The organism is Methyloterricola oryzae, assembly GCF_000934725.1.
Lineage (GTDB): Bacteria > Pseudomonadota > Gammaproteobacteria > Methylococcales > Methylococcaceae > Methyloterricola > Methyloterricola oryzae.
This window is the reverse complement of the sequence record NZ_JYNS01000007.1, coordinates 206,252-230,159: the sequence shown is the minus strand read 5'-3', so window position 1 is coordinate 230,159 and position 23,908 is coordinate 206,252. Positions and strand designations below refer to the sequence as shown.

The 23,908-nt window shown below is 61.8% G+C and carries 22 protein-coding genes; 3 read left to right on the top strand and 19 right to left on the bottom strand.

Translation table 11 applies throughout. The annotated features are described in order from the left end of the window. Together EK23_RS11820 and EK23_RS23665 are read left to right on the top strand one after the other, a co-directional pair. Positions 1-231 (top strand): transposase domain-containing protein (locus tag EK23_RS11820; RefSeq protein WP_045225545.1); only part of this gene is annotated, 231 nt, incomplete at its 5' end. Between the two features lie 72 nt (positions 232-303). Beyond that, entirely contained in the window at positions 304-456 is a 153-nt protein-coding gene (locus EK23_RS23665) for a hypothetical protein (RefSeq protein WP_158002498.1), read from the top strand. A gap of 31 nt (positions 457-487) precedes the next feature. On the opposite strand, the gene EK23_RS11815 is transcribed toward EK23_RS23665, so the two are convergent. The 18 genes from EK23_RS11815 to EK23_RS11730 all read right to left on the bottom strand — a co-directional run bounded on the left by EK23_RS11815 (position 488) and on the right by EK23_RS11730 (position 21,260). Beyond that, positions 488-1,450 (bottom strand): ABC transporter substrate-binding protein, encoded by a 963-nt coding sequence (locus EK23_RS11815; protein WP_052808140.1) that lies wholly within the window; start codon positions 1,448-1,450, stop codon positions 488-490. Next, positions 1,447-2,214 carry a glycosyltransferase family 2 protein gene (locus tag EK23_RS11810; RefSeq protein ID WP_045225544.1) on the bottom strand — a complete coding sequence of 256 codons (768 nt, stop codon included), beginning with the start codon at positions 2,212-2,214 and terminating at the stop codon, positions 1,447-1,449. The genes EK23_RS11815 and EK23_RS11810 overlap by 4 nt, the downstream gene beginning before the upstream one ends. Beyond that, positions 2,211-3,038, bottom strand: a complete 828-nt coding sequence (locus tag EK23_RS11805) for a glycosyltransferase family 2 protein (RefSeq protein ID WP_045225543.1) — start codon at positions 3,036-3,038, stop codon at positions 2,211-2,213. The genes EK23_RS11810 and EK23_RS11805 overlap by 4 nt, the downstream gene beginning before the upstream one ends. Continuing rightward, positions 3,035-3,892, bottom strand: coding sequence for a glycosyltransferase family 2 protein (locus EK23_RS11800; protein ID WP_052808139.1), 858 nt, complete (start codon positions 3,890-3,892; stop codon positions 3,035-3,037). Before EK23_RS11800 ends, EK23_RS11805 begins: the two co-directional genes overlap by 4 nt. Next, on the bottom strand, positions 3,892-5,175 hold the full coding sequence (locus EK23_RS11795; RefSeq protein ID WP_082054136.1) for a glycosyltransferase family 4 protein: 1,284 nt from the start codon (positions 5,173-5,175) through the stop codon (positions 3,892-3,894). The genes EK23_RS11800 and EK23_RS11795 overlap by 1 nt, the downstream gene beginning before the upstream one ends. 55 nt (positions 5,176-5,230) lie before the next feature. Next, positions 5,231-6,289, bottom strand: a complete 1,059-nt coding sequence (locus tag EK23_RS11790) for a glycosyltransferase family 2 protein (protein WP_082054135.1) — start codon at positions 6,287-6,289, stop codon at positions 5,231-5,233. Positions 6,290-6,415: 126 nt separating this feature from the next. Next, positions 6,416-7,138 (bottom strand): sulfotransferase, encoded by a 723-nt coding sequence (locus tag EK23_RS11785; RefSeq protein WP_045225541.1) that lies wholly within the window; start codon positions 7,136-7,138, stop codon positions 6,416-6,418. 79 nt (positions 7,139-7,217) lie between these two features. After that, positions 7,218-8,036: a sulfotransferase family 2 domain-containing protein gene (locus tag EK23_RS11780; protein WP_052808137.1), complete on the bottom strand. Its 819-nt coding sequence runs from the start codon at positions 8,034-8,036 to the stop codon at positions 7,218-7,220. Then, entirely contained in the window at positions 8,026-9,102 is a 1,077-nt protein-coding gene (locus tag EK23_RS11775) for a sulfotransferase family protein (RefSeq protein WP_045225540.1), read from the bottom strand. Before EK23_RS11775 ends, EK23_RS11780 begins: the two co-directional genes overlap by 11 nt. Positions 9,103-9,178: 76 nt before the next feature. After that, on the bottom strand, positions 9,179-10,414 hold the full coding sequence (locus tag EK23_RS11770) for an ABC transporter ATP-binding protein (protein WP_045225539.1): 1,236 nt from the start codon (positions 10,412-10,414) through the stop codon (positions 9,179-9,181). 103 nt (positions 10,415-10,517) lie between these two features. After that, a complete protein-coding gene (locus tag EK23_RS11765; RefSeq protein ID WP_045225538.1) occupies positions 10,518-11,345 on the bottom strand; it encodes an ABC transporter permease in 828 nt (275 codons plus the stop codon). Between the two features lie 17 nt (positions 11,346-11,362). Then, positions 11,363-12,130 (bottom strand): cell division protein ZapD, encoded by a 768-nt coding sequence (gene zapD, locus EK23_RS11760; protein ID WP_045225537.1) that lies wholly within the window; start codon positions 12,128-12,130, stop codon positions 11,363-11,365. Between the two features lie 83 nt (positions 12,131-12,213). Beyond that, positions 12,214-12,822, bottom strand: coding sequence for a dephospho-CoA kinase (gene coaE, locus EK23_RS11755; protein WP_045225536.1), 609 nt, complete (start codon positions 12,820-12,822; stop codon positions 12,214-12,216). 13 nt (positions 12,823-12,835) lie between these two features. After that, on the bottom strand, positions 12,836-13,714 hold the full coding sequence (locus EK23_RS11750; protein ID WP_045225535.1) for a prepilin peptidase: 879 nt from the start codon (positions 13,712-13,714) through the stop codon (positions 12,836-12,838). A gap of 13 nt (positions 13,715-13,727) precedes the next feature. Then, on the bottom strand, positions 13,728-14,942 hold the full coding sequence (locus EK23_RS11745) for a type II secretion system F family protein (protein WP_045225534.1): 1,215 nt from the start codon (positions 14,940-14,942) through the stop codon (positions 13,728-13,730). Positions 14,943-14,946: 4 nt separating this feature from the next. Beyond that, the gene (gene pilB, locus EK23_RS11740) at positions 14,947-16,665 is read right to left on the bottom strand and encodes a type IV-A pilus assembly ATPase PilB (protein ID WP_045225533.1); all 1,719 of its coding nucleotides are present in this window, start codon (positions 16,663-16,665) and stop codon (positions 14,947-14,949) included. A gap of 124 nt (positions 16,666-16,789) precedes the next feature. Beyond that, entirely contained in the window at positions 16,790-18,322 is a 1,533-nt protein-coding gene (locus EK23_RS11735; protein ID WP_052808136.1) for an HDOD domain-containing protein, read from the bottom strand. 124 nt (positions 18,323-18,446) lie between these two features. Beyond that, positions 18,447-21,260, bottom strand: a complete 2,814-nt coding sequence (locus EK23_RS11730; protein ID WP_045225532.1) for a valine--tRNA ligase — start codon at positions 21,258-21,260, stop codon at positions 18,447-18,449. Between the two features lie 259 nt (positions 21,261-21,519). On the opposite strand from EK23_RS11730, the gene EK23_RS11725 reads away from it, so the two are divergent. Further along, a complete protein-coding gene (locus EK23_RS11725) occupies positions 21,520-21,948 on the top strand; it encodes a YqaA family protein (RefSeq protein ID WP_045225531.1) in 429 nt (142 codons plus the stop codon). 1 nt (position 21,949) lies between these two features. Here the strand turns inward: EK23_RS11725 and EK23_RS11720 are convergent, their stop codons facing one another. Next, positions 21,950-23,854, bottom strand: coding sequence for a cytochrome c peroxidase (locus EK23_RS11720; protein ID WP_045225530.1), 1,905 nt, complete (start codon positions 23,852-23,854; stop codon positions 21,950-21,952). Between the last annotated feature and the right edge of the window lie 54 nt (positions 23,855-23,908).

Sequence of the window (23,908 nt, the reverse complement as noted above, 5' to 3'; positions counted from 1 at the left end):
AACCGCATCCGCCCGGTGGCCTTTGGGCGCCGCAATTGGCTATTCGCCGGAAGTCTGCGTGCCGGTCAGCGCGCGGCTGCCATCATGAGCCTGATCCAGTCGGCGAAACTCAATGGTCACGACCCCTACGTCTATTTGAAAGACGTGCTCACGCGACTTCCGACGCAACCCGCCCATCGGATTCATGAACTTCTGCCGCATCGCTGGCAGCTTGAAACCACTCCCGCTTAGTTCCTCCAAGCGCGATCCGATTCCGGATTGCGTCAACATGGGATCGCCACGCGCTTACGTCCCGCTCCCGCCATGAGGTCATTCAGTGCCGATCAGGCGGCGGTCATGCGCGTCGCGCCCCTCAGTTTCAGCCAGAGCCTGCCGGAGTCCCTGATTCGTGAAGCATGCGTGGAAACCGCGCGGCTTTTCGAGGACTGGAAAAGCGAGCCATCGGTGGCCGGGTAGCGGCCGCTGGGTTCGTAGGCCGTGGCTGGCCTTATTGCCGCCAGAATATGATTTCCGGCAGGATTTGCGCTTTGCCGGTCAGTTGCTCGCCGCCGGTCTCCCGGAGGATCTGGTAAATCCTGCCCGCGGCCTGGATTTCGGCCGGCCCCCATTGCTTGACGATGCCGCCGCAATAGTCGCGCCTCAGCACCATCTGCAATTGCGGGTCCTTTTCCTGGGTCAGCGGTGCAATCTTGGCCCAGGCTCCGTCGTTACGGCATAGCAGTCCGCGGGCTTCCTCCGAGGCGGTGCGGAAGGCGGCCAGACCTTGGGCATTGGCCTCGCCCCAGGCGGCCTTGAACACGTAACCCAGGTTGGGCATGGGTAGTTCGATGCCCAGGCCCTTCAACAGCTCGCGGCCATCCAGCAGCTTCCGGTAGCCCTGTGCCTCCTGCTTGGCGGCGTAGTGCCAGAAGGTCAGCAAGGCGTCGAGCTTGCCGTCGGCGAGCTGCTGATTGAGCAAGGGCGGGGCTCCGAACACCTTCTCCGCGGATTTTTCCAGGTCCAGGCCATGCACTTTGCGGGCGTAGGCGCGCAGCAGCACCCAGTTCTTGTCCAGGGGTCCGCCGACGATACCCAGCTTCTTGCCGGCCAGATCCGCCACCCCCGCCAACTTGGAGCCGGGCCCCGCCATGAGCGCGCCGGCGTGGGTGGAATAGGGGACAAAGCGCAGCGCATTGCCGGTCTGCTCCTGATAGGCCACCCAAATCCAGTCGGTCACGATCATGTCCAAGCTGCCGGCTTGCAGGCCGATCTTGCCCGCGTCGGGACTGGCCAGGGTCTGCACCTGCAGGTCCAGACCGTACTTTTTGTCCAGGCCTTCATTGCGCATGGCCGCCAGTTCCCAATTGACCGTGCCGAAGGCCAAAACGCCGATACGCACTTTGCTGCTGCCGGCCGCGCTGGCTAGGCAGGGAATCAGGGCGAGCATGAGGATGCTCAGGGTTTTGTTCATGGTGTGCTCCCGGCTCTCAGGTTGCGGAAGAAATGGTAAATGAAAAAGCGCAGCATGCTGGCCAGATGCCAGCGCAGGTACATAAGATTGCGGTGGCTCTCCCGGCGTGCATCGTGCACCACGGAAACCTCCGGCGCCAGCAGGACTTCAAGGCCCCGAGCATGCAGGCGCGAGCACAGATCCACGTCCTCGTAATAGAGGAAAAAGGCTTCGTCGAAGCCCCCAATTTCGCGAAATACTGCCGCCGGAAACAGCAGGAACATGCCCGCCACCCAGTCCACGGAAAGGGCGTCACCCTGCAGCCGCTTGTGCAAGGTCTCGCGGTCGCGGTTCAGGCCGAGGGCTTTCTTGACGATGGTCCAGGGGCTGGGGAAATCGCGGGCACTGTCTTCGAGTAAGCCTTCGGGGCTCACCACCCGAGGCGCGACCACGCCCGCCGAAGGGTTTGCCTGCAGGCAGGCGAGCAAGGCGGGAAAGGGGTCGCAGCTCAGCCCGATGTCGGGATTCAGCACGCAGAAGTAATCGCCGTTGGCCTGCTTCAGGGCGGCGTTCTGGTTGGCGCCGAAACCCTTCGCCCGCGCGTTTCGAATGATGCGCAGCGGAAATGGGAAATCCTCCGGCGCTTCCAGGCCCTCCGGGAAGTTTTCCGTGACCAGCACTTCGAGATCACTCTGGCAATTACGCGCGATTGACGTCAACAACTCCGACAGCAGCGGGCCGTGGCCGTGGCTGACGATGGACAGCGTAATGCGCGGGCCGTTCATTGTGGTCTCCCGGGGCGACGGGTTGCGCTGAGGGCAAGGCGTCGCACCGACTTGAGTAGCGAATACGTGCACAGCGCGGCCATGGGCAGGAAACCGAGCAGGCCTTCCCGGTGCAACTGCCGGTAATTATCGAAATCCGCCTGCGCCATGGCCGTCATTTGCGCACTGAGCCCGCTTTCTCCATAGGCCGCCTTGAACGAATAGGCCAGAGGTGCGTCGATCCAGTGGAGGGAATGTCCCAGCAGCGCCAGGCGCAGCCAGAGCAAGTGGTCCTCCATGTGGCGCCGGCCTTCGTCAAAGCGAAGCGGCAGCGCTCTGCGCAGCATGACGGCGGAAGGCGTGAGCCGGTTGGCCAGCAGCAGGGCGAGGCTGGAGAGAGGGCGGCCCTTGAGAGCGTCCGCTTCAAGCCGGGGCGGATTCGGGGAATAAGTGCTGTGCTGCCGCCCGCAGGCGGCGACGTCCGGGTACCGGTCCAGATAGCCGGCCTGGAACTCGGTCTTCTGGGGATGCCAGGCATCGTCGGCGTCCAGGAAAGCCACGTAGTCCTGGCTCGCCGCCTCCCAGCCGCGGTTGCGCGCGGAGGCAGCGCCCAGGTTCTGTGGCAGGGCGAGCACCTGGACCCAATCTTTCCCCAGCCGTTCGGCAATGTGCTGCAGTGCTTCAAGCGTCCCATCACGGCTGTGGTCGTCCACCAGGATCAGTTCGGCCGGCGGGAGCGTCTGGCCCACTACCGAAGCGACGGCGCGCTCGATGGTGGCGGCGCAGCGGAAGCAGGGGATCACCGCGCTCACGGGCGCCTTCAGGGCTTGACTGCCGGTCGTCACAAGGTGCGCGTCCAGAAGGGTGGCAGGCCCCGCAGCCGGCGTCCGAAGTCCAGCAGTCGCCGGGTCCTGGCTTCGCCGAGAAGAGGCCAGAGTGCCATGCGCAGGTAGATGCGTGCCACCGCCATAATCCAGTAGGGTCCAGGCCAGCGGAAGCCCAATGAGCGTTGTGCCCGGCGCACTTCCCGCAATTGCTGCAAGGCCAGGGCGGGCTGGCTGCTGATGCCGCCCACGCGCATGCCGACGATGGCCTCCGGGCCTGCTACGAACTGGGCTGGCGCCTGCCGCAGTTCGCGTAGCAGGAATTCGTAATCGCCGGCGATCCGGAAGCTTTCGTCAAAGGGACCGTAGTCTTCGAAAAGACTGCGATGGTGCAAGACACCCAGGTGCGGCATGCTCATGACCTGGTGAAAGCGCTGGCGGGCGCTATCCCATGCTTCGCCGACACGGTAAAGCACCTGACCCAGATCATTCACCACCGCGACGCGTCCGTAAATGAGGCGGCTGTTGCGGTCCGGCGCGACGAGGGCTGACACCAGGCTTTCCAGGGCGGTCTCGGACCAGAAATAGTCGTCGGCGCCGAGGAAGCAGATCCATTCGCCGCTGGCGTGCTTTAGGGCCTTGTTCCAGGCGTGGTAGATGCCGCGGTCGGCCTCGGATTCCCAATAATCGATGCGATCCGACCAGGCTTCGAGCAAGCCCACCGTGCCGTCCGTGGAGCCGCCGTCCATGACGATGAGTTCCCGATTGGCATAGGTCTGCGAGTCTATGCTGCGCAGACATTGCTCCAGTGTTCCTGCCGCATGGTAGGTGGCAATGACGATGCTGATCTTGGTAGCGGCGCTGCCGGTCTGCATCAGCCGTTTCCTTGGTCCAGCAGGGATTCATATGCAGCGCGGTAGCGCCCGACGATCGTGCGGATATCGAACTCCTTTTCGGTCTTGTCCCTTGCCGCGGCTGCCAGGACGCTCCGGCGTCCCGGGTGATTCAACACCCAGGCCAGACCCTCGGCAAGATCGGTCGCGTCGTTCGCCCGGGCCAGGTACCCGTTGATCTGATGATCGATCAGGTCCGGCATGCCGCCGATGTCGAAGGCGACCACCGGCGTGCCGCAAGCCAAGGCTTCCAGCACCACGTTGGAAAGATTCTCCTGGGTCGAGGGGGCGACTACCGCATCGGCAGCACTGTAAACGGTCGCCATGCTGATATCGTCATGCAGCCGGCCCAGGTAATGGGTATCGAAGCCGAAATCAGGTGCCTGTGCCGGCCGCGCGGCTCCGAAGATCATCACGCCCAGGTCAAGATCCGGTTGTCTGGAGGCGAGGCGTTGCAGGGCCTCGGAAAGGGCGGTAAAGCCCTTGCGCGGGTCCGATGTGGCGGACATGGCGCCGAAGGCCAGCCAGAGGGCGTGCTGCTCCAGCGGCAGTCCCAGCGCCTTGCGGCAGGCGGCTTGGTCCAGCGGCTTGAACTGTTGCAGGTTGAGGCCGTTGGGGATGACTTCGATCCTGTAGCCGGCAAGCAGGGCACTCTCGCCCGCACAGCGCGCCAGCCAACGGCTGGGGCAGACCAGCAGCAACTTCTCCCTCCGGTAGGCGCGGTGCTTGAACTGCCATGCGAATCGGCTGATATCCCACCCTTGCGACGAACCCAGTTGCGGGCAATGGCCGCAACGCTGCCGGTAGTGCCCGCAACCGTTGTCATAATGGCAGCCTCCGGTGAAGGCCCACATATCGTGCAAAGTCCAGACTACGGGACAATGCAATGCGCCGATTTGGCTTGGACTCAGGAAGCCTTCCCCGATCCAGTGGAGATGGACCAATTTTGGGCCGAGCTTGAGTACTGCCCGGTTGAAGCCTATTTCCGGCCAGAGATTACAACTCCAGAACCCGGCCCGGCGCCGCGGATACAGACGCACGGGCACCGCGTCCAGCAGGGGCTTGATCGTGCCCCAGATCGAACCTAGATGCGATCGGCCGTGCGTGGGCAAGACCGTCCCGTCGTCCCCGTATTTGCGATGGACCATCATACTAGCGCGAACACCACTGTCGAGCAGGCCGCTGTGGAGCCGATAGGCGGCTCTAGCGGCGCCCCCATGGATATCCACCGTGCTCACGGAAAGGACCTCTATGGACTGAGTCATTCGCAGCGATGGTTTGGGACCTAAATATTGTCGATAGCCACGAGCCTTTGCATTATCAGGCGTTCGAGGCGGTATTGAGTGTGCCGCTCGCAATTCGCCCTGGAATTGGGCGTTTCATCAGGCAGCGGAGAAGTAGTTTCGCCTGCAGCACAGGCCGTGCCGCCCTGCCCACCGGCGATGCCATGAATATTCGCCAAACGCGCAATCCCTCGCCCGCCGCCATACCACAGGCGACATACCAGTGCAGGCTTAGCATTTTGTGTACTCTCTGTACTGGCGCAGCAAAGTGTTCGCTCAGCTTCCTCGTGAAACGGTCGATCCAATGTGACGCCAGTTCCAGTTCAGTGCAACCCCCGGTGAAACAGTGGTGGGTAATGGCATGATGCAGTCGGAGCTCTTCCGGGTCAGGGGCGAGGCGTAGGAATGCAAGTTGCCCTTCGCGCACCCGGTCTGCAGTTGATCTTTGCTGTTCTGCGAAAACGCTGCTGGTATTTTCCGGATGGAAGCGATAACGCACCAGCGGCTCCGGCAGGTTCGCCATCTTCGTCAATCTGGAGCAGCGCACCCAGAACTCGTAGTCCTCTGCATAGGCGTAGGAAGGGTCGTAACGGAGCCCATGACGCTCAATGAAGTCACGACGCAACATGACTGTGTTGTGGCCGAAAGTGTTTTCGAAGGCCAGGGACAGGCGTATGTCGCGGTCGTCACAGGGTGGGGAAAAGATGCGTGCCGCGCCATCAAAGCGCTCGTACCAAGAGCCGCATACACCAATTTCAGGGTTGGCATCCATGAATTCAACCTGTCTGGCCAAGCGTTGCGGATTCGCGATGTCGTCGCAGTCCATGCGGGCCACGTAGCGCCCGACGCACATCCCAAGTCCCTTGTTTAGGGTCGTGACCAGCCCCAGGTTCTGGCAGTTGTCCACCAGACGGATGCGTGGGTCTTGGTAGCCGATCACAGTTTCGCGGCTGGTGTCTGTGGACCCGTCGTTGACGATGAGAAATTCGAAGTCGGTAAAGGTTTGCGTCAGGATGCTGTCGATGGCCTCGGCCAGATAACGCTCACCATTGTAGACAGGCATCAGGACGGAAATTTGAGGTGGGGCGGGCATCATTGCGGAGAAATCTTTGGGTGCGTGGGCGGTGAAGGGTGGCTTAGCAATGGTGGAGGTTCGCCCTAGCCCTTGAATCGAGGCAATAGTTTGGCCTCTCGGCCGTGCAGACAATCCGGTCTCACGGGCTCATCCGTTTCGGCTTCCAGGAGACGTCGCACGCCCTCTTGGGCGGGAGAAAAACTGTGGGGGGGTGTTCAAAACGGCGTCGATCCGGGCCTCTGAATACTCCGCTCCCAGAAATTGGAGCAAGTCTTTCAGACGCTCGGTTTTCCTCACACAGTCCGAGTAATCGATAACGAACGCATTGAGCGATTTATCCGCATAGGCGCGAAATAGCATGTCCAGTCGCTGAATCCGGCTCAGCACATCTCTCCTGCGTTGCTTTTTCAACCAGGCACTGCGGGCGACCTCCTCGCTGCGCCGGGTGTTGAAGATCAGGGCCGAGCCCGGGAGTATGCGATGGAGAAAATCCAGGTACTCCTCCAATTCCGGCAAGGCCTCGGCATAGCGTATCTCCTTGAAGCCCAGGCATCGTGTACCCTTCGACTCATCCAATGCGCGCAGTTGTGCGATGACCAGCCGGCTCGCATCCTCCAGAAAGAGTTCCGGACTGAGGCGCCGCGCGCCGAAAAAGGGATGCCGGGGCAAATGCGGATTTTCGCTCCCGAGGACTCCCTCCGCCACGTGCGTATTCGCCGAGAGCAAACGCCTATAGGATTGGTACAAGGGAAAAATGAAGTTGAAGTTCTCACCGGCAATCAAGCACCCGTCGATGCTGTTCAAGACGCCTTGCAGGAGCGTGGAGCCACTGCGTCCGTAGGTGACGACTAGAATATATGGATACTTCATGGAAGAACGCAGCCTGCCGCATTCCGGCTCATGCCCATGTTAGCACGCCCCTGCCGCCTATCGCCTGGCTGCCGTTTCCTCAAGGATTCCGACATGACTTTGGCTGGTCCTCCAGGCTCCGGCATAAGTCGACGAACGCATAATCGTGTCTGTACCAGTGAGACAGGTTCGCCAGGGCCTGCGGGTCGAGGCGGCGGTCCAGTTCCTCCGGATTGCGGTGCATGGCAGCCTCTTCGCCTGGCAGGACCGCGCTATCGGGTAGCCCGAGTAATGACTTGAGCTTATCGAAGTCTGCCGTCAGGGATTCCTGGAATCCGACGAAAAGTATGTCATCGCGTCGGGACAAAAAGTAGCTCTCATTTTCGAACCAGTCCCAATAGGACGATCTGACATGCTGAATCGCGCCCATGGCCGCGACCGCGGCTTCCCTCAGGGTGGCGTCGGCCGAGCTTAGCGCCAGCGCCAGCTGGTTGGGAGTCTGAAAGCGGGCGAATGCGACTGCCTCTGCTTCGCTCCAGGGGTAGAAATAGCGCGGCCGGCCTTGGCGCATGCGGCTGTAGAAGCCGCTGACGAAGCGGCTGACAGGGTCGCGCAGGAAAAACATCACGCCGTCACCCACGGGCACATCGCGCAGCGTGCAGGCGTGGTTGTGCAGCACGATACGGTAGCGGGGCGTGACGGATTGATGCTTTAGTACATGCTTGAGCGCGGTACCGCCGGTCTTTCCGATGTGGATGAGATGGACGGTGCGGCGGCCGTGCAGCCGGTCGTAAGTCCGAAGTACGCGGCTGGCGGGAACCCGCAGCCAAGCGGCGACAAACCGTCGGCAGCGCGGCCAGATGCCGGTGGCGGGGGGCTGGGCCGCCGAGTCATGCTCCGGTACCGATTTAGCCTCCACCTTTAGCCTCCACGCCCAGGCCATGCCGCCACGTATTGCGCAGCTTTACCAGGCTATAGCGCAAGGCATAGGCTGGCTGCAGGAGCTTGCCGGGCCGCAGAATCGGCAGCCAGGAGAGGACCCGATCGGCTTTCTGCAGCCGGTCCCAGGCATTGCCGGGGCAGAACCATTGGTGAAAATGGGGGGCGCGTTCCTTGGCGCTGAGGTTCTCGAGCTGGATCAGGCGATCGCTCAGGTTCGCTGCAATGCCGTAAACGGCCGGATCGATGGCTGATTGAGGATGCTCGGCTGCGGTCTGCAGGCACGTGTAGACTTGCCCTATCCATGCCTCCAGCAGCAGGCTGTCCACCAGTTCAAGCCCCTCGCCTACTGGCCGGTGCGGCTCAGGCGTGCGGTGGTGACGCAGTTCCGGGTCGAGAAAACCGCGCATGCGTGTCTCGAAGTCCTCGGGCAGTTCCGGCCAGGGTAGCGAGAGGCCGCTGCGTATCTTGTCGATGACCTGCTCCGGTGCTGAGAGTAACTGGTCGAAGGTAATGATGACCCGCCCGCTACCTTGGGTCTGCACCAAGGCCTCCAGGTTGTTGATCAGCCACAGCAGCAGCCCACGGCGAAACGGCAGCCTGTCGCGCTTTTCCAGCGATCCGGCGACTTCCAGCGGATTGCGCACGGTCAGCAGAAAATGCGGTGACCGTCCGATCTGAGGATACAGCGGCGCCCAGAGCGGCAGCAGCCGGCAGTGACGGGGATCTTTCACACCCCAAATGCCAGCCTCCTGGCGATAGTTGGACAGCACTTGCAGTAATGCGCTTTGTGCTGCGTCCGCCGCGCGTCCCGTCCAGTCCCGTTCGCTGAATACCCGCGGGTCGCTCGAACTTCGCTCTATGTCCTGGAGGAAACGCTCGTGTATGGCGACGATGCGCGCGTCTTCCCAGAATCCCTTAGGATTGTCGATCTCCGCCGGCACCAACTCTCGCCCCAGGTCCATGCCCATCAGATTGAGCACGCGGGTTAGCGCAGAGGTGCCGCTGCGATGCATGCCCAGGATGACGACGATGTGCTTGTCCATGGTTGGGGTGGGATATTAAGAATGGGCGAGCCGACAAGGCCAGACACCGAGGCGTCGAATTTTCTTCGTCCGTCCGTCAGGCATGGGTCACCTCCAGGGGGCGGAAGCAGCCCAGTTTATCGGAGACCTTGGCAATGTATGGGCCATAGCGCTGTTCATCCTCCTGGTTGGAGACCAGTTCCAGGCCCAGGATCTGCGTTTGCTCAAAGATGATCTGGGCCGCGGACCAGATGGTGAGGGATGCGAAATAACTTCCCGGAGCCAGATTGTGCCCCTCCAGCCGCAGGTCAAAGCGCGTTGGCCCAGTTGCAATGGCATCGATGCGGGCCCTTGCGGTGAGAATGTGGGCACCCAATGAATTCTCGATCCCGAGGATGACCGAGATGCCATCCAGGGGACGGGCGGACTCCAGTTCCATATTGAAAACCAGCGGCCGATTGAAACCGAGGGGGCTCGCTTCACGGTCGAGGACGAATCGCAGCACCGCGAAATCGGTCCGCTGATTGCGGATGCCCTGCGTCGTGTCGGCCGCAGCGCCGCCTTGCAGATAATGGGTAACGCACTGTGCGCTGCTGTCGCGCATCGCGAGACGGCCTTGGTCTAGCAGGATGCAGGTGTCGGTCAACTGCAGGATGGAACTGGTGTTGTGGCTAACGAACAGCACCGTGCGGCCCTCGCTGCCCAGCTCCTTCATTTTGCCCAGGCATTTCCGCTGGAACTGCGCATCGCCCACCGCCAGCACTTCATCCACGATCAGGATTTCGGGTTCCAGATGCGCCGCAACTGCGAAGGCGAGCCGGACGTACATGCCGCTGGAGTAACGCTTGACCGGTGTGTCGAGAAACCTTTCAACCTCGGCAAACGCGACGATGGCATCGAATCTACGGTTGATTTCCGCCCGGCGCATGCCCAGTATGGCGCCATTGAGAGCGATGTTCTCGCGGCCGGTCAGTTCCGGATGAAAGCCGGTTCCCACTTCCAGAAGGCTGGCCACGCGTCCAGTGATGGCGATACGGCCCGTCGTGGGGTCGGTGATGCGGGAGAGCAATTTCAGCAGGGTCGACTTGCCCGCGCCGTTGCGTCCGATCACGCCCACGCGCTCGCCCTGGCGGATTTCAAACTCGATATCCTTGAGGGCCCAGAATTCTTCGCGGCCAGGATTGTCGCGGACGCCAAATGGGTGTCGGATTCGCTGCGCGAACTGCCTGGCCGCTCCGTGCAGGGAGTCGCGCAGGGTGATGTAGCGGGCGCTATCCTGGTGCTTGAGGATGTATTTCTTGGAAAGGTTATGAACCTGAATCGCCGTGCTCATCGCGGATTTACAGCAGGGGGCTAGTCATGTCCAGTCGCTTCGATGCGGGATTGTCCCCATCGGCACAATCGACTAAGGTTCGAGAGGCACACATTTCGTGGGATCAAATGATGTCGGCAAAGATCTTTTCCGTTCGGCGGAAATAAAGCACGCCGCTGCACAGGACCACGGCAGCCACGCTCGCGGACACAAGAAATTCGGGCGACAACAGGGGGCGGTCGTCGGTCAGGATGGCCCAGCGGAACCCGTCGATCACGCCGACCATGGGGTTGAGGGAATACAGCAGACGCCAATCTTCCGGGACGATGGCGCTGGTAAACCCCACAGGCGACACGTACAAGCCGAATTGCACCACGAACGGAATGATGTAGCGGAAATCGCGGTATTTGACGTTGAGCGCGGCGATCCACAGCCCTGCTCCCATGGCGGCTGCGAAACCCATGAGGATGAAGGCCGGCAGGGTCAGGATACGCCAGTCCGGAAGATACCGGTACCAAGCCATGAGTCCTGCCAGCAGGATAGCGGAAATGAGGAAATCCGCGAAGCTGACGATGACGGCGCTGGTGGGCACGATCAGACGTGGGAAATAGACCTTGGAGATCATGTTCGCGTTGGATATGAGACTGTTGCCGGCTTCCGTGAAGGCGTTCGCGAAGAACTGCCAGGGCAGCATGGCGCTGAACACCAGGATGGGGTAGGGGGCGCCTTCCGAAGGCAGCTTCGCCAGCTTGCCGAAGATCACCGTGAACACCAGCATGGTCAATACCGGTCGTACCACGGCCCATACGACGCCTATGACCGTTTGCTTGTAACGGACCAGCACATCGCGCCAAGCCAGGAAGTAGAACAGTTCCCGGTAGCGCCACAGATCCCGCCAGTAATGCCGTTCGGTCCTGCCCGCTTCGATGATCAGCGTTTGCTGGCTCGCCATTTTCGCCAGGTGCCTGATTACAGGATGCAGCAGGTGAGCTGAAAGTCGACGTGCTCGCCGCTCTGCGTGGGCCGTTCGCTGCTGCTTGGCACCATGAAACGGATGGTGAAGCGGTGCTTGCCGCCACTGATTTCGGCGAAATAGGGCTGCGTACGCTCCAGGCCGACCCGCAGCAATTGATAGGGCAGGCTGTGATCGAGGGTCTTCTGGAAGAACCCGGCTTCCGCCTGTTCCATGGTGGGAATGGCGCTGCGTCGGATGAAGTTCAGCACCAGGTCGATGGCGTCACGAATGGTGGCGAAGGGGGCCAGCCACGACGCAAGGTCTTCGCGCCGCCGCGCATCGCCTTGCTGCAGCCAGTAATGGTACGTGGGCAGGTCGAAGGCGCAGGTGCCGCCCGGTATGGAACTACGCTGGGAAATGCTCTTGAACAACTCGCTTTCGTTCAGCCAGTGGCCAATCTTGCCGGGCGTCGCATACAGCTTGTCGCTGATATCGTTCAGCCTGTCGAGAATCCGGTTCAGTTTTTCATTATCGATATTGTCGTTGGCGGTGAGCTTGTTGAGCACGCCAACATGCCGGTCCAGTTCCTTGAGCGTTTCCGACTTGAGATCGTTGCGGCTGAAGATGGTCAGGATTTCCAGCAGGGTCGCAATGACCGCCCGGCTCTCCCAGATCGTGTTGCCGCCCATGAAATGATCAACCTGCTGAAACAGTTGCTCGAGGCGCATGAACACGCGAATCCGTTCGTTCAACGGAAACTCATACAGAACCAGATCGTTCAAGTTGGGAAACCGGTCTTGGTGAAGTTTTGAATTAGTGAGGGCGGGCGTCCTTTTCAGTTCGCCATTTTGACCGATGGCCGTGATTAGTCAAGTTGGCCGAGGGACTTCCCGGTTTCCAGGTACCTCAGGTGCAGTTTTGCGACGCGCGCTTCCAAGGCCTCGAGGTCGCCGTCGTTCTCAATCAGATCGTTGGCCGCGGCTAGGCGCTCGGCGCGGGCCATCTGGGATTCGATGATGCGGCGCACAGCGGCCTCGTCCAGTCCGTCCCGTCGGGTGACCCGGGCGATCTGTGTCTCCACCGGGCAGTCCACCACCAGCAGGCGATCCACAAAGTCGCGCCGTCCGGTCTCCAGCAACAAGGGGACCATTAGGATGCAGTAGGCCGCATCCAGATTGGCCATCTGTGCCTCCATGGAGGCGTAGACTCTGGGGTGAAGAATCGATTCAAGGCGCTTTTTGTCGTTGGCATTGCGGAATACCGTTTCGCGCAGCCAGGCCCGGTTCAGGCGCCCGCCATCCAGCGCCTGCGGACCAAAGGATTCGGCGATCTCGGACAGGGCCGGCTGGCCCGGTTCCACCAGGGCGCGGGCGATCTCATCGGCGTCCAGCACTGGCACGTCCAGGCGGCGGAATAGATCGGCCACGGCTGACTTGCCGCAGCCTATGCCACCGGTGAGGCCGACTTTCAACACGTGGGGTTCAGGTCTACGGCGCGAGGCCGGCGAAGCGCAGATAGGCGTCCAGGATGGGGTCGCCCCAGAGCATGACGATCCAACCGGCTGCCGCCAGGTAGGGGCCGAAGGGGATGGGCGCGCTGCGCTGATGGCGCAGGAACGCGATCATGCAGGTGCCCACCACAGCGCCCACCAGGGACGCCATGAGGATGATGGGCAGGAGTTTCTGCCAGCCAAGCCAAGCGCCGAACAGCGCCAGCAGCTTGAAATCGCCGAAGCCCATGCCTTCCTTGCCGGTCAGCAGGCGAAAAGCCTGATAGACCGACCAAAGGCTCAGATAGCCGACGGCAGCACCGATGATGCTGGAGCGCGGGTCGGTGAAACTCCCGGACAGACTCAGCAGCAGGCCCAGCCACAGGAAGGGTAGGGTGATCGCATCGGGTAGCAACTGCTTTTCTAGGTCGATGGCGGACAGGGCGATCAAGGTCCAGCTCAGGCAGAGCGCCGCCAGCATGGCACCGGTCGGTCCCATCTGCCAGGCAACGACGCCGGAAACGATGCCGGTGAGGGCCTCGATGGCGGGGTAGCGGATCGAAATGCCCGCGCCGCAGGCGGCACAGCGGCCTTGCAGGAACACATAGCTGAGGATGGGGATATTCTCGTGGGCGCGGATGCCATGGCCGCAGTGAGGACAACGGGAGCCGGGAGCGACGAGACTGAATGCGGCTTCGGGCGTGTCGCTGCTTTCCAGTCCCAGGAAAGCCTGGCATTCCTGCTTCCATGCCCGCTCCAGCATGCGCGGCAGGCGGTGGACGACGACATTCAGAAAGCTGCCGACGATCAGCCCCAGCAGGCTTGTGGCGGTCACCAGCCAGGCCGGACTGGCCTGCAAAAGATCCAGGATGTCCAAGGGATTAGAGGGTTTAGACGACTGATCCCAGCTTGAAGATGGGCAGGTACATGGCAATCACCAGGCCGCCCACCACCACGCCCAGGAAGGCCATGATCATGGGCTCCAGCAGGCTGCTGAGGGAGTCCACAGCGTTATCCACTTCTTCCTCGAAGAAGTCGGCCACCTTTGACAGCATGCTGTCGATTGAGCCGGATTCCTCGCCGATGGCGACCATCTGGATCACCATGTTGGGGAACAGGTTGGTCTGGCGCATGGTCATCTGCAACTGGTGGCCCGTGGACACTTCGTCGCGCATCTGCAGCACCGCGGTGCCATAGACGATGTTGCCCGTGGCGCCCGCCACGGATTGCAAGGCTTCCACCAGGGGCACGCCGGCCGCCGACATGGTGGCGAGGGTGCGGGCGAAGCGGGCGATGGCCGCCTTACGCATGATTTCCCCGATCACCGGAATCTTCAGGATCAGCCGGTCCAGTCCATGGTTGAAAGCCAGAGAGCGTCGCTTCAGGTTTGCGAGGACGAAACCCGCGACGATCAGGATGCCGGCGATGATGTACCAGTAGTCACGCAGAAAGCGCGACATGCTCACCACCATCTGGGTGAAGGCTGGCAGGTCGGCGCCGAACCCCTTGAACAAATCTTCGAACTGGGGCACCACGAACACTAGCAGGATGGCGGTAACGATCACGGCTACCACGAGGACTGCAGTCGGGTAGGTGAGTGCCTTTTTGATCTTGCCCTTGAGGGACTCAGTCTTTTCCTTGTAGTCTGCGATCTTGTGCAATAAGGTTTCCAACACGCCGGCCATCTCGCCCGCGTGCACCAGGTTGCAGAAGAGCTCGTCGAAATACAGGGGGTGTTTGCCCAAGGCTTCCGCCAGGGGGCTGCCGCCCTCGATGTCGGCCTTGATGCTCATGAGCAATTCTTGCATGCTCGGGTTCTCGTGGCCGCGCCCGACGATGTCGAAGGCCTGCACCAAGGGCACGCCGGCGCTGAGCATGGTGGCGAGCTGGCGGCTGAACACCGCGATGTCCTTGGGGATGATCTTTTTCTTGCGCGCGGTGAAAAGGGGCTTGGGCTTCTTCTTGACCTTGATGACCTTGATGCCTTGACGGCGCAGTTCCGCGCGCACGGTGTTCTCGCTGCGGGAGGAAACTTCCCCCTTCATGCGCGCGCCGGCGCGGTCGGTCCCTTCCCAGACGAAAAGCGTCAGTTCTTCTTTGGCCATGTCCTTATTCTCGGGTCACCCGATCGATTTCTTCCAGACTGGTAATACCGGCGCGCACCTTCTTCAAGCCTGATTCGCGCAGGTTTGAGACGCCCTCGCGCTTGGCCTGCTCGCTGATCTGCATGACGTTACCGCCTTCCAGGATGATGCGGTTGAGGGACTCGGTGATGGGCATGACCTGGTAGATACCGACGCGACCCTTGTAGCCCTTGACGCACTTGTCGCAGCCTTCGGGGCCGAACACGATCAGGTTGTCGATCTCCGACTCCTTGAAGCCCGCGTCCAGCAGCACTTCGGGCGGGAGCTTCTCTTCCCGCTTACAGTTCTCGCACAGGCGCCGGGCCAGACGCTGGGCCATGATCAGCAGCACCGAGGAGGCGATATTGAAAGCCGGTATGCCCATTTGCAGCAAACGGTTGAGGGTCTGCGGGGCGTCGTTGGTATGCAGGGTCGAGAGCACCATGTGACCGGTTTGCGCCGCCTTGACGGCGATCTCGGCAGTTTCCAGGTCTCGAATCTCACCCACCATGATGATATCCGGGTCCTGACGCAGGAAGGCCCTGAGCGCCTCGGCGAAGGTGAGGCCAGTCTTGACGTTGACGTTCACCTGGTTGATGCCGGGCACGGTGATTTCCACCGGGTCCTCGGCGGTGGAGATATTGACGTCAGAGGTATTGAGAATATTGAGGGCGGTGTACAAGGTGACGGTCTTACCGCTGCCGGTCGGGCCGGTCACCAGGATCATGCCGTAGGGCTTCTGGATGGCGTTGAGAAAGTTCTCCTGCTGTTCCGGCTCGAACCCCAGCTTTTCGATGCCCAGCTGGGCGCTGGTGGGGTCGAGGATACGCAGGACGATCTTCTCGCCGAACAGGGTCGGATAGGTGTTGACACGGAAGTCGATGGCCCGGTTGCGGGATAATGCCATCTTGATGCGGCCGTCCTGGGGGACGCGGCGCTCGGCAATGTCCATGCGGGACATGACCTTCAGGCGCGCGGCGATGCGGTTAGCCAGGTTGGCCGGCGGCGCCGCCACCTCATGTAGCATGCCGTCGTGGCGGAATCGGATGCGGAAATTCTTCTCGTAGGGTTCGATATGGATATCCGACGCGCCCTTCTTGATGGCGTCCAGCAGCACCTTGTTGACGAAGCGCACGATGGGCGCGTCGTCAACATCGCTGCTTTCAGCCTCGGGCCGGTTGTCGATCTCGTCGCCGCCGGTGATCTGCAGATTGTCCAGATCGGCGTCGATGAGATCGCGCATGGAGGTGTCGGCGGCCTCCAGGGCGGTGTCGATCAGCTTGGTGAGCTTGTCTTCCTCGACGACGATGCTCTCGGCGGACAGCCGGGTGTGGAACTTGATTTCGTCCAGCGCCTGGAAATTGGTTGGGTCCGCCACCGCCACGAACAGGCGGTTGCCGCGCTTGAACAGGGGGATCAGGTGGTGCTGGCGAATCAGCTTCTCGCTCACCAGCTTGATGGGCATCACGTCCGTGGACAGCACGTCCAGATCAAACTGGGGGACGCCAAACTCCTTGGACACATTGGCCGCGATGGTCTTGGAGTCGAGGATCTTGTTGGCGACCAGATAGCTGACGAACAGCATGCGCCGGGTCTGAGCCTGCTCCAGATGGATCTGCGCTTCGGCTTCGGTGAGCAAGCCTTCCTTGACCAGGCTTCTGGCAAGTCCTGACAGTTGCGCCGATGATGAAGGGGAAGCGACCATGTCTTAGCGGCGAGGCACGCGATTCAGGGAACAGGCGGCGAGTTTGACACCCGACTAATACTAGTTCAAGCCTTGGAATTTGAACAACCGGGGGGCCGCGGCCTGCGCGGGGGCGAGGCCGTCCTCAGTTCTGGAGTTGGGACAGCTTGAGCGCGATGTTGGCCTGCTGGGTGATCTGCTTGAAGGCCTCGAATATCGCCTGATTCATGGGTTCGTGGTGCAAGGCCCGGTCCGCGTAGAAGCAGCCTATCACCTTGTTGTTGAGGCCGAAGGGGGAAATCAGGCATTCGTGGGAGCCCATGTGCGTGGCGATCCAAGGGGTGTAGCGCTCGTAGAGGGGGTGCGACGCCTCCTTGCGTGCCCAGATGGCCTGATTGCGGTTGACGGCATGGGAAAACAGGTTTTCCGGCACGCCCGCCGCCGGAATTTGCAACAGGCTTTGCCGGTTCGTTTCCGGCCAGCCAAGACTGGACTTTTCCTTGAGGACGCGGCGATCCGGCGTCATCAGGGCGAACAGCACACGGTCCATGCGCAGGCTCAGATAGATGCCCTCGATGATCATCTGGAATACCAGGTTCAGGTTGAAGTCGCTGGCCAGGGCGTTGGAAATCTCCTGCACCACTTGCAGCACCGTGACCTGGTTCTTGTCTTCCTGGACCTCCTCCGTGCCAGGCGACTCCTGTTCGGACTCTAACTCCACGCCGGCAACCAGAGATTTTTCCACCTTGGGGATGAAGGGCACGGCGGCCGTGGCGCCAAACTGATTCGCCAGTTTTACCGCGTTGCCCGTGTTGGACTTCACCAGGGCTTCGATTTCCTTGGGCGGGTGCCCAGAGATCTCGGCCATCTTGAGTTGCACCCGATGCAACTCGGGATCCTCCCACCCCTTGGCCGACAGTCGCGCCACCTCGCAGCCCAATCGGACGCATTCACTGCGGCGTGAGGACGGGACGCTCGTGGAGAAGGTATCACCGATCAATCCGCCCAATTTCCAGGTCTTGCCCAGGGCAGAACCCAGTTGCTTGAGCTTGAATCCAAGCACCGACTTTTCGGCTTGGTCGGGATCCATGTTCTGCTCATCCATCAGTCTGCCGATCCGCTTCCCCTGTTCCTGCTCGAAACACCAGAAGGCGATGTGACCGATGTTATGCAGCAAGGCGGCGATGAAGACTTCTTCCGGCACGGGATCCTTGCACATGACGGCCAAGGCCTTGGCCTGCACCGCCGCGTGCAGAGAACGGGCGATTTCCTGGTTGACGCGGTCCTTGTTGCGCTGGTTGAGGATGGTCTCGATGAAGGAGCAGGCGATGGCCAGGTCGCAGATGGGGTTCAGGCCGATGACCACCATGGCCCGGGTCACGGTGGCCAGGTTCTGGCGGCTGGGATTGTAATAGGTGCTGTTGCTCAACTTCAGCAGCTTGGCGGTGAGCGAAGGATCTTCCAGGATGATGCGGGAAATCTCCATCACGCCGGCCCTGCGGTCTTGGGCCGCCGCATTCAGGCGTTGCACCGTGCGCGAGAAAATGGGCATCTCCTGGTCCTGCAGCCAGGCGACCCATTCCTCCAGTGTCGTCGGGAGCGTGGCGGCCGCCGCTTTTACGGGAGCGGCAAGCGTGACGGACTCTGCTGAACTGATGTCGTCAAATTTCAAGTTCATGGCCAATAGGTTTCACGCTCCTTGCATGCCCGCAACCATTGCAGTTTCAAGACAGAAAGTCTAGTCGGCCCGGTCAAAAAACCGCGCTGGTCCTGCATCGCCCATCGATGGGGCCGTGATCCAATCAGAGGGCGCTGATCCTCTGGGCCTGCTCACGCAACTGGTTTAGGCTCGATTGCAGTTCCGCCAGCTTGCCGCGCTCCTTTTCCACCACCTGCGGCGGCGCCTTGTCCATGAAGCTGGGGTCGTTGAGCTTGCCTTCGATGCGCGGCAAATCCTTCTCGATGCGCTGAATCTCCTTGTGCAGGCGCGCCAGTTCCGCATCCTTGTCGATGAGGCCGCGCATGGGGATCAGGATGCGCATCTCGCCGAGCAGTGCGATCGCCGACTCCGGGGCCTGCTGGCCCGGTTCGACCCACTCGATGTGCTCCAGGCGGGCGAGCTTGCTCACCAGTTCACCGTGCGCTTCCAAACGATGACGGTCGCTGTCCTGACCGTTTTCCAACAGGACCGGCAGGAGCTTGCCCGGCGGGATGTTCATCTCGCCGCGGATACGGCGCACGCCCAAAATAAAATCGATCACCCAAGAGATCGCAGAAGCGATGTCTCCGGCGGGTCGATGACGTTCCGTGTCGGGATAGGGCTGGGTCATGATGGTGGCGCCCGACTGTCCTGCCAGTGGGGCGACGCGCTGCCAGATCTCCTCGGTGATGAAAGGCATGAAGGGATGGGCGAGGCGCAAGGTTTCTTCCAGAACCCGCACCAGGGTCTGCCGCGTGCCGCGCTGCGCCGCTTCGTCGCCGGACTGCAAGGTAATCTTGGACATCTCCAGATACCAGTCGCAATAGGTGTTCCAGACGAATTCATAGAGCGCCTGGGCCGCCAGGTCGAAGCGGTATTCGGCGAGATGATCGGCCATGTCCGCCGCCGTGCCGCGCAGGCAATCCCGAATCCAGATATCCGGCGCGCTGTAGCGGCAGGGCAAATCCCCCAGCCCGGTATCCTGGCCTTCGGTATTCATCAGCACGTAGCGCGCCGCGTTCCACAGCTTGTTGCAGAAATTGCGGTAACCCTCCACGCGCTTCAGATCGAAGCGGATGTCGCGGCCAGTGGAAGCCAGGGACGCGAAGGTGTAGCGCAGGGCGTCGGTTCCGTAGGAGGGAATGCCCTCGGGGAAGTCCTTTCTCGTCTGCTTGGTGATGCGCTCGGCCATCTTGGGCTGCATCAGACCCGAGGTGCGCTTCTCCAGCAGGTCATCCAGGCTGATACCGTCAATGAGGTCAATGGGATCGAGCACATTGCCCTTGGACTTGGACATCTTCTGGCCTTCGGCGTCGCGCACCAGGCCGTGGATGTAGACCTGGCGGAAGGGCACGTCGCCCATGAACTTGAGGCCAAACATGATCATCCGGGCGACCCAGAAGAAGATGATGTCGAAGCCCGTGACCAGCACGCTGGTGGGGTAGAAAGTCTTGAGTTCCGGCGTCTGCTCCGGCCAGCCCAGGGTGGAAAACGGCCACAGGGCGGAGGAGAACCAGGTGTCCAGCACGTCATCGTCCTGCTTCAGGGGCAGGTCGGCGGGCAGGCCGAACTTGGCGCGCACCGCCGCCTCGGACTCACCCACGTAGACATTGCCGGCCTCGTCGTACCAGGCGGGGATGCGGTGCCCCCACCAGATCTGGCGGCTGATGCACCAATCCTGGATGTTCTCCAGCCACTGGAAATAGGTGTTCTTCCAGTTGTCCGGCACGAACTGGATGTCGCCGCCGCGCACCGCGTCGATGGCCGGCTCGGTAATGGCCTTGCGCCCGCCGGGACGGCCGTCGGGTTGCACGTCGCGGGTCAGGTCGACGAACCACTGATCGGTGAGGTAGGGCTCCACCACTACCCCGGTGCGGTCGCCGCGCGGCACCATCAGTTTGTGGTCATCCACCTTTTCCAGCAGGCCCAGTTCGTCCAGGTCGTGGACAATTAAATCGCGGGCTTCGTAGCGGTCGAGGCTGTGGTATTTGGCCGGAATCCGCGCAATTTCGGTGTCCGCCAGGATCTCGGCGTTCTTGGTGAGAACATTGATCATCGGGAGCCCGTGCCGCTGCCCGATGGCATAGTCATTGAAATCGTGGGCCGGAGTGATCTTCACGCAGCCGGTGCCGAACTCTCTGTCCACGTAATCATCGGCGATGATGGGGATTTCCCGGCCAGTCAGAGGCAACCGCACGGTCTTGCCTATGAGGTGCTGGTAACGCTCGTCTTCCGGGTTCACCGCCACTGCCGTATCCCCCAGCATGGTTTCGGGCCGGGTCGTGGCCACGACCAAATGCCCCGAACCGTCCGTCAGCGGGTAGCGCAGATGCCAGAGGTGTCCCTGTTCTTCCTGGGAGATCACCTCCAGGTCGGACACCGCCGTGTGCAGCACCGGGTCCCAGTTCACCAGCCGCTTGCCACGGTAGATCAGACCCTCCTCGTGGAGCCTGACGAACACCTCGCGCACGGCTTTGGACAAGCCCTCGTCCATGGTGAAGCGCTCCCGCGACCAGTCCAGGGACGTGCCCATGCGCCGCAACTGCCGGGTGATGGTGCCTCCGGACTGGGCCTTCCACTCCCACACGCGCTCCACGAAAGCCTCGCGACCCAGATCGTGGCGCGTCTTGCCCTCGCCATTGAGCTGGCGCTCCACCACCATCTGGGTGGCGATGCCGGCATGGTCCGTGCCCACCTGCCACAGGGTGCGGTCGCCCTTCATGCGGTGGTAGCGGGTGAGGATGTCCATCACCGTGTCCTGGAAGGCGTGGCCCATGTGCAGGCTGCCGGTAACGTTGGGCGGCGGGATCATGATGCAGTAGGCGGGGCCATCGCCGCTGGCGGCGAAATGCTGGCCGGTCTCCCAGTCCTGATAGAGGCGTTGTTCGATGGCGTGGGGGTCGTAGGTCTTGTCCATGGATGAAATAGAGCCGGATGCGGGATGTTATTGTTCTGAATGGATAGGGATTATACGCGAGCGGGGCGGCTTGCGCCGCGTCCACGGCTCTTGGGAGCGAGGGGCGTGGCGATATGGCCATGAGGTAAACTGATGTCCCCTTGCCGGCACAGGCAAAGGGCTCAGTGTAAGGAAGCGCGCGACAGGGCTGGCCGTGGACTGCGGACAGGCTGAGTGGCCGCGCTTGATTCGAACGACGATTTTGTAAAGGTACTTCTGCTTGGATTTAGACCCTTCATTGGGCCTTTGGGGCCTTTTCGCCAGCGCCTTCATATCCTCCACCATCGCGCCGGGCGGGTCCGAGGCGGTGCTGGCCTATCTGGTGAGCCGGGGCGAAACCGCCAACGGCTTACTGCTGGTCACGGCCACGATCGGCAATACCCTGGGAGCCATCACCACCTGGCTGCTGGGCCTGTGGGCGGCATCGGCGTACTCGCTGGACCAGCTCAAGACCGAGCGGCAGCGCAAGGCGGTGGCTTCCGTTCGTCGCTTCGGGGTTCCCATCCTGCTGCTTTCCTGGCTGCCGGTCGTGGGTGACGCTTTTTGTTTCGCCGCCGGCTGGCTGCGCATGTCCTTTCCGCTGAGCCTGGCCGCCATCGCCCTGGGCAAGATGGGGCGCTACGCGGCCATCGTCTACCTCTTTTCCTGAATCAGCGCACATCACCCACCGGCGCCGCGAAGGCATCGGATACCAGGGTTTCCACGTTGTCGCCTGTCAGGCTTTTCAAGAATTCCACCAGGGCATCGAGTTCCGCCGATGTCAGGTTCAGCGGGCGGATCAGCGGGTCAAGTGCTTCGTTGGGTACGCCGCCCCGGTTGTAGAATTCCACCACTTCGCGCAGGCTGCCCAAGGCGCCGTTGTGCATGTAGGGCGCGGTCAGTGCTACGTTGCGCAGGCTAGGCGTGCGGTATTTCCAGCGGTCGCCGGGATTCTGGGTGATCTCGTACAGGCCCAGGTCAGCCGGGCGGGGTTCTCCCACCTGATTGATGAGCGCGGCGTCCATGTCCACCGCGACCCCGGGGGCCAGTTGCACGCGCTGGGTGGCGACGGGTTTGAGCATGCTGTCGCGGTAACCCAAGCCGGTATTGTGCAACCGGTTGTCGGTGAACAGGGCCGCTTGCTCGCCGACCGCATGGCAGGCGGAACAGCCGGCTTTGCCGGTGAAGAGCGCGAAGCCCTGGCGGGCCGCCGGTGACAGGGCCTGCTCATCGTGGCCGTAGCGCCAGCGGTCGAACGGGGAATGGGCGGAAACCAGGGTGCGTTCGTAACTGGCGAGGGCCTGCCCGATGGTCTCCATGCCCGGGCCGCGGCGGAAGGCCTTCTCGAAGAGTCCCCGGTAGTCCGGCAGCGATTTGAGCTTGTCCACCACGAAACCCACGGACGGATTGCCCATTTCGTTGGCCGCGAGGACGGGGCCCCACACCTGGTTTTCCAGCGTGGACTCACGCCCGTCGTGGAAGATCTTTTCCAGATAGGCCGCGTTGTAGATTGTAGGCGCGTTGCGCCTGACCGTCCGCCCCTCGATGCCGATGGCGGTGGCCTGCTCCTGGCTGGTAAAACCTTGCTCCGGTATGTGGCACATGGCGCAGGAGACGGTGTTGTTGAGGGACAGACGTCGGTCGTAGAAGAGTTTGCGGCCGAGGGCAATCTTGTCCGTGGTCAACGGGTTGTCTGCCGGAATCGGAACTGCCGGCAGACCCAACGGAGGCTGCTGCGCGATGGCCAGCAGATCGGCAGCGCGCCCGGTGCGCCCCAACAGGGCCAGGGAATGGGTCTGATAGTCCGCGGCCGCGTATCCGGTTTTGTCATCGCCGGCCCGCAGCGGCTGGGCTTGATGGGCGTTTGCTGACAGCGCCGGCGGCGGACTCTGGTTTGATTCCAGCAGCAGGGTCTTGACGTCGGCGATCAGCGTGTCCGGGTGCAGCACGGAGACGGTGTAGGTGTTGCGTATGCGTTTGTCCCGGTCGATCAGGAAGACCCGCAACAAATGGGAATATCGGCCGGTGAAGACGCCTTTCTCGTCGTATTCCTTTTCCGCGGTTTGTCCGTAGGCGGAGAGTATGGGCTGGATCTCGGATTCGGAGCGCGTGGTGAGGAACCGCCAGTCGACCCCTGGGCCCTGGAAGGCCTGACCGTAGCCTCCCATGATCGCGGGCGTGTCATGGGTAGGATCGAAGCTGAGGGTCAGCAGTCGGAGCTTGTTTGCCACCTCCGGCTCGGTCTTCAGCTTGTTCTTCAGCTTGTGGAATACGGCAGTTGCCAGCGGGCAGCCGTTCACATCGCTGCAGGTGGCGTAGATGAAGGTCAGCACGCTGATCTTGTCGCCATAGAGGTCGTGCAGGCGCAGGGCCTTGCCCTGACTGTTAAGCACGTCGCCGTCTGCGGCGATGCCCATGGCCGGTAGCACGTAACTGCCAGGATTCGGCGCAGCGTAGGGAAGGGGTGCATAACCGGGAGCCAGGGGCTGCGGTTCGGCCACCTTGTCTTTGTCTGACGCCTGAGCCAAGGAATGGAAGGCGAGCAGGGCGAGGAAAAACAGTCGTGAGAGGTTCATCGCCGGAAGCTCCAGGAGAAGTCGGTGGGGCCTCCCTGCCCCGGGTTGCGGTTT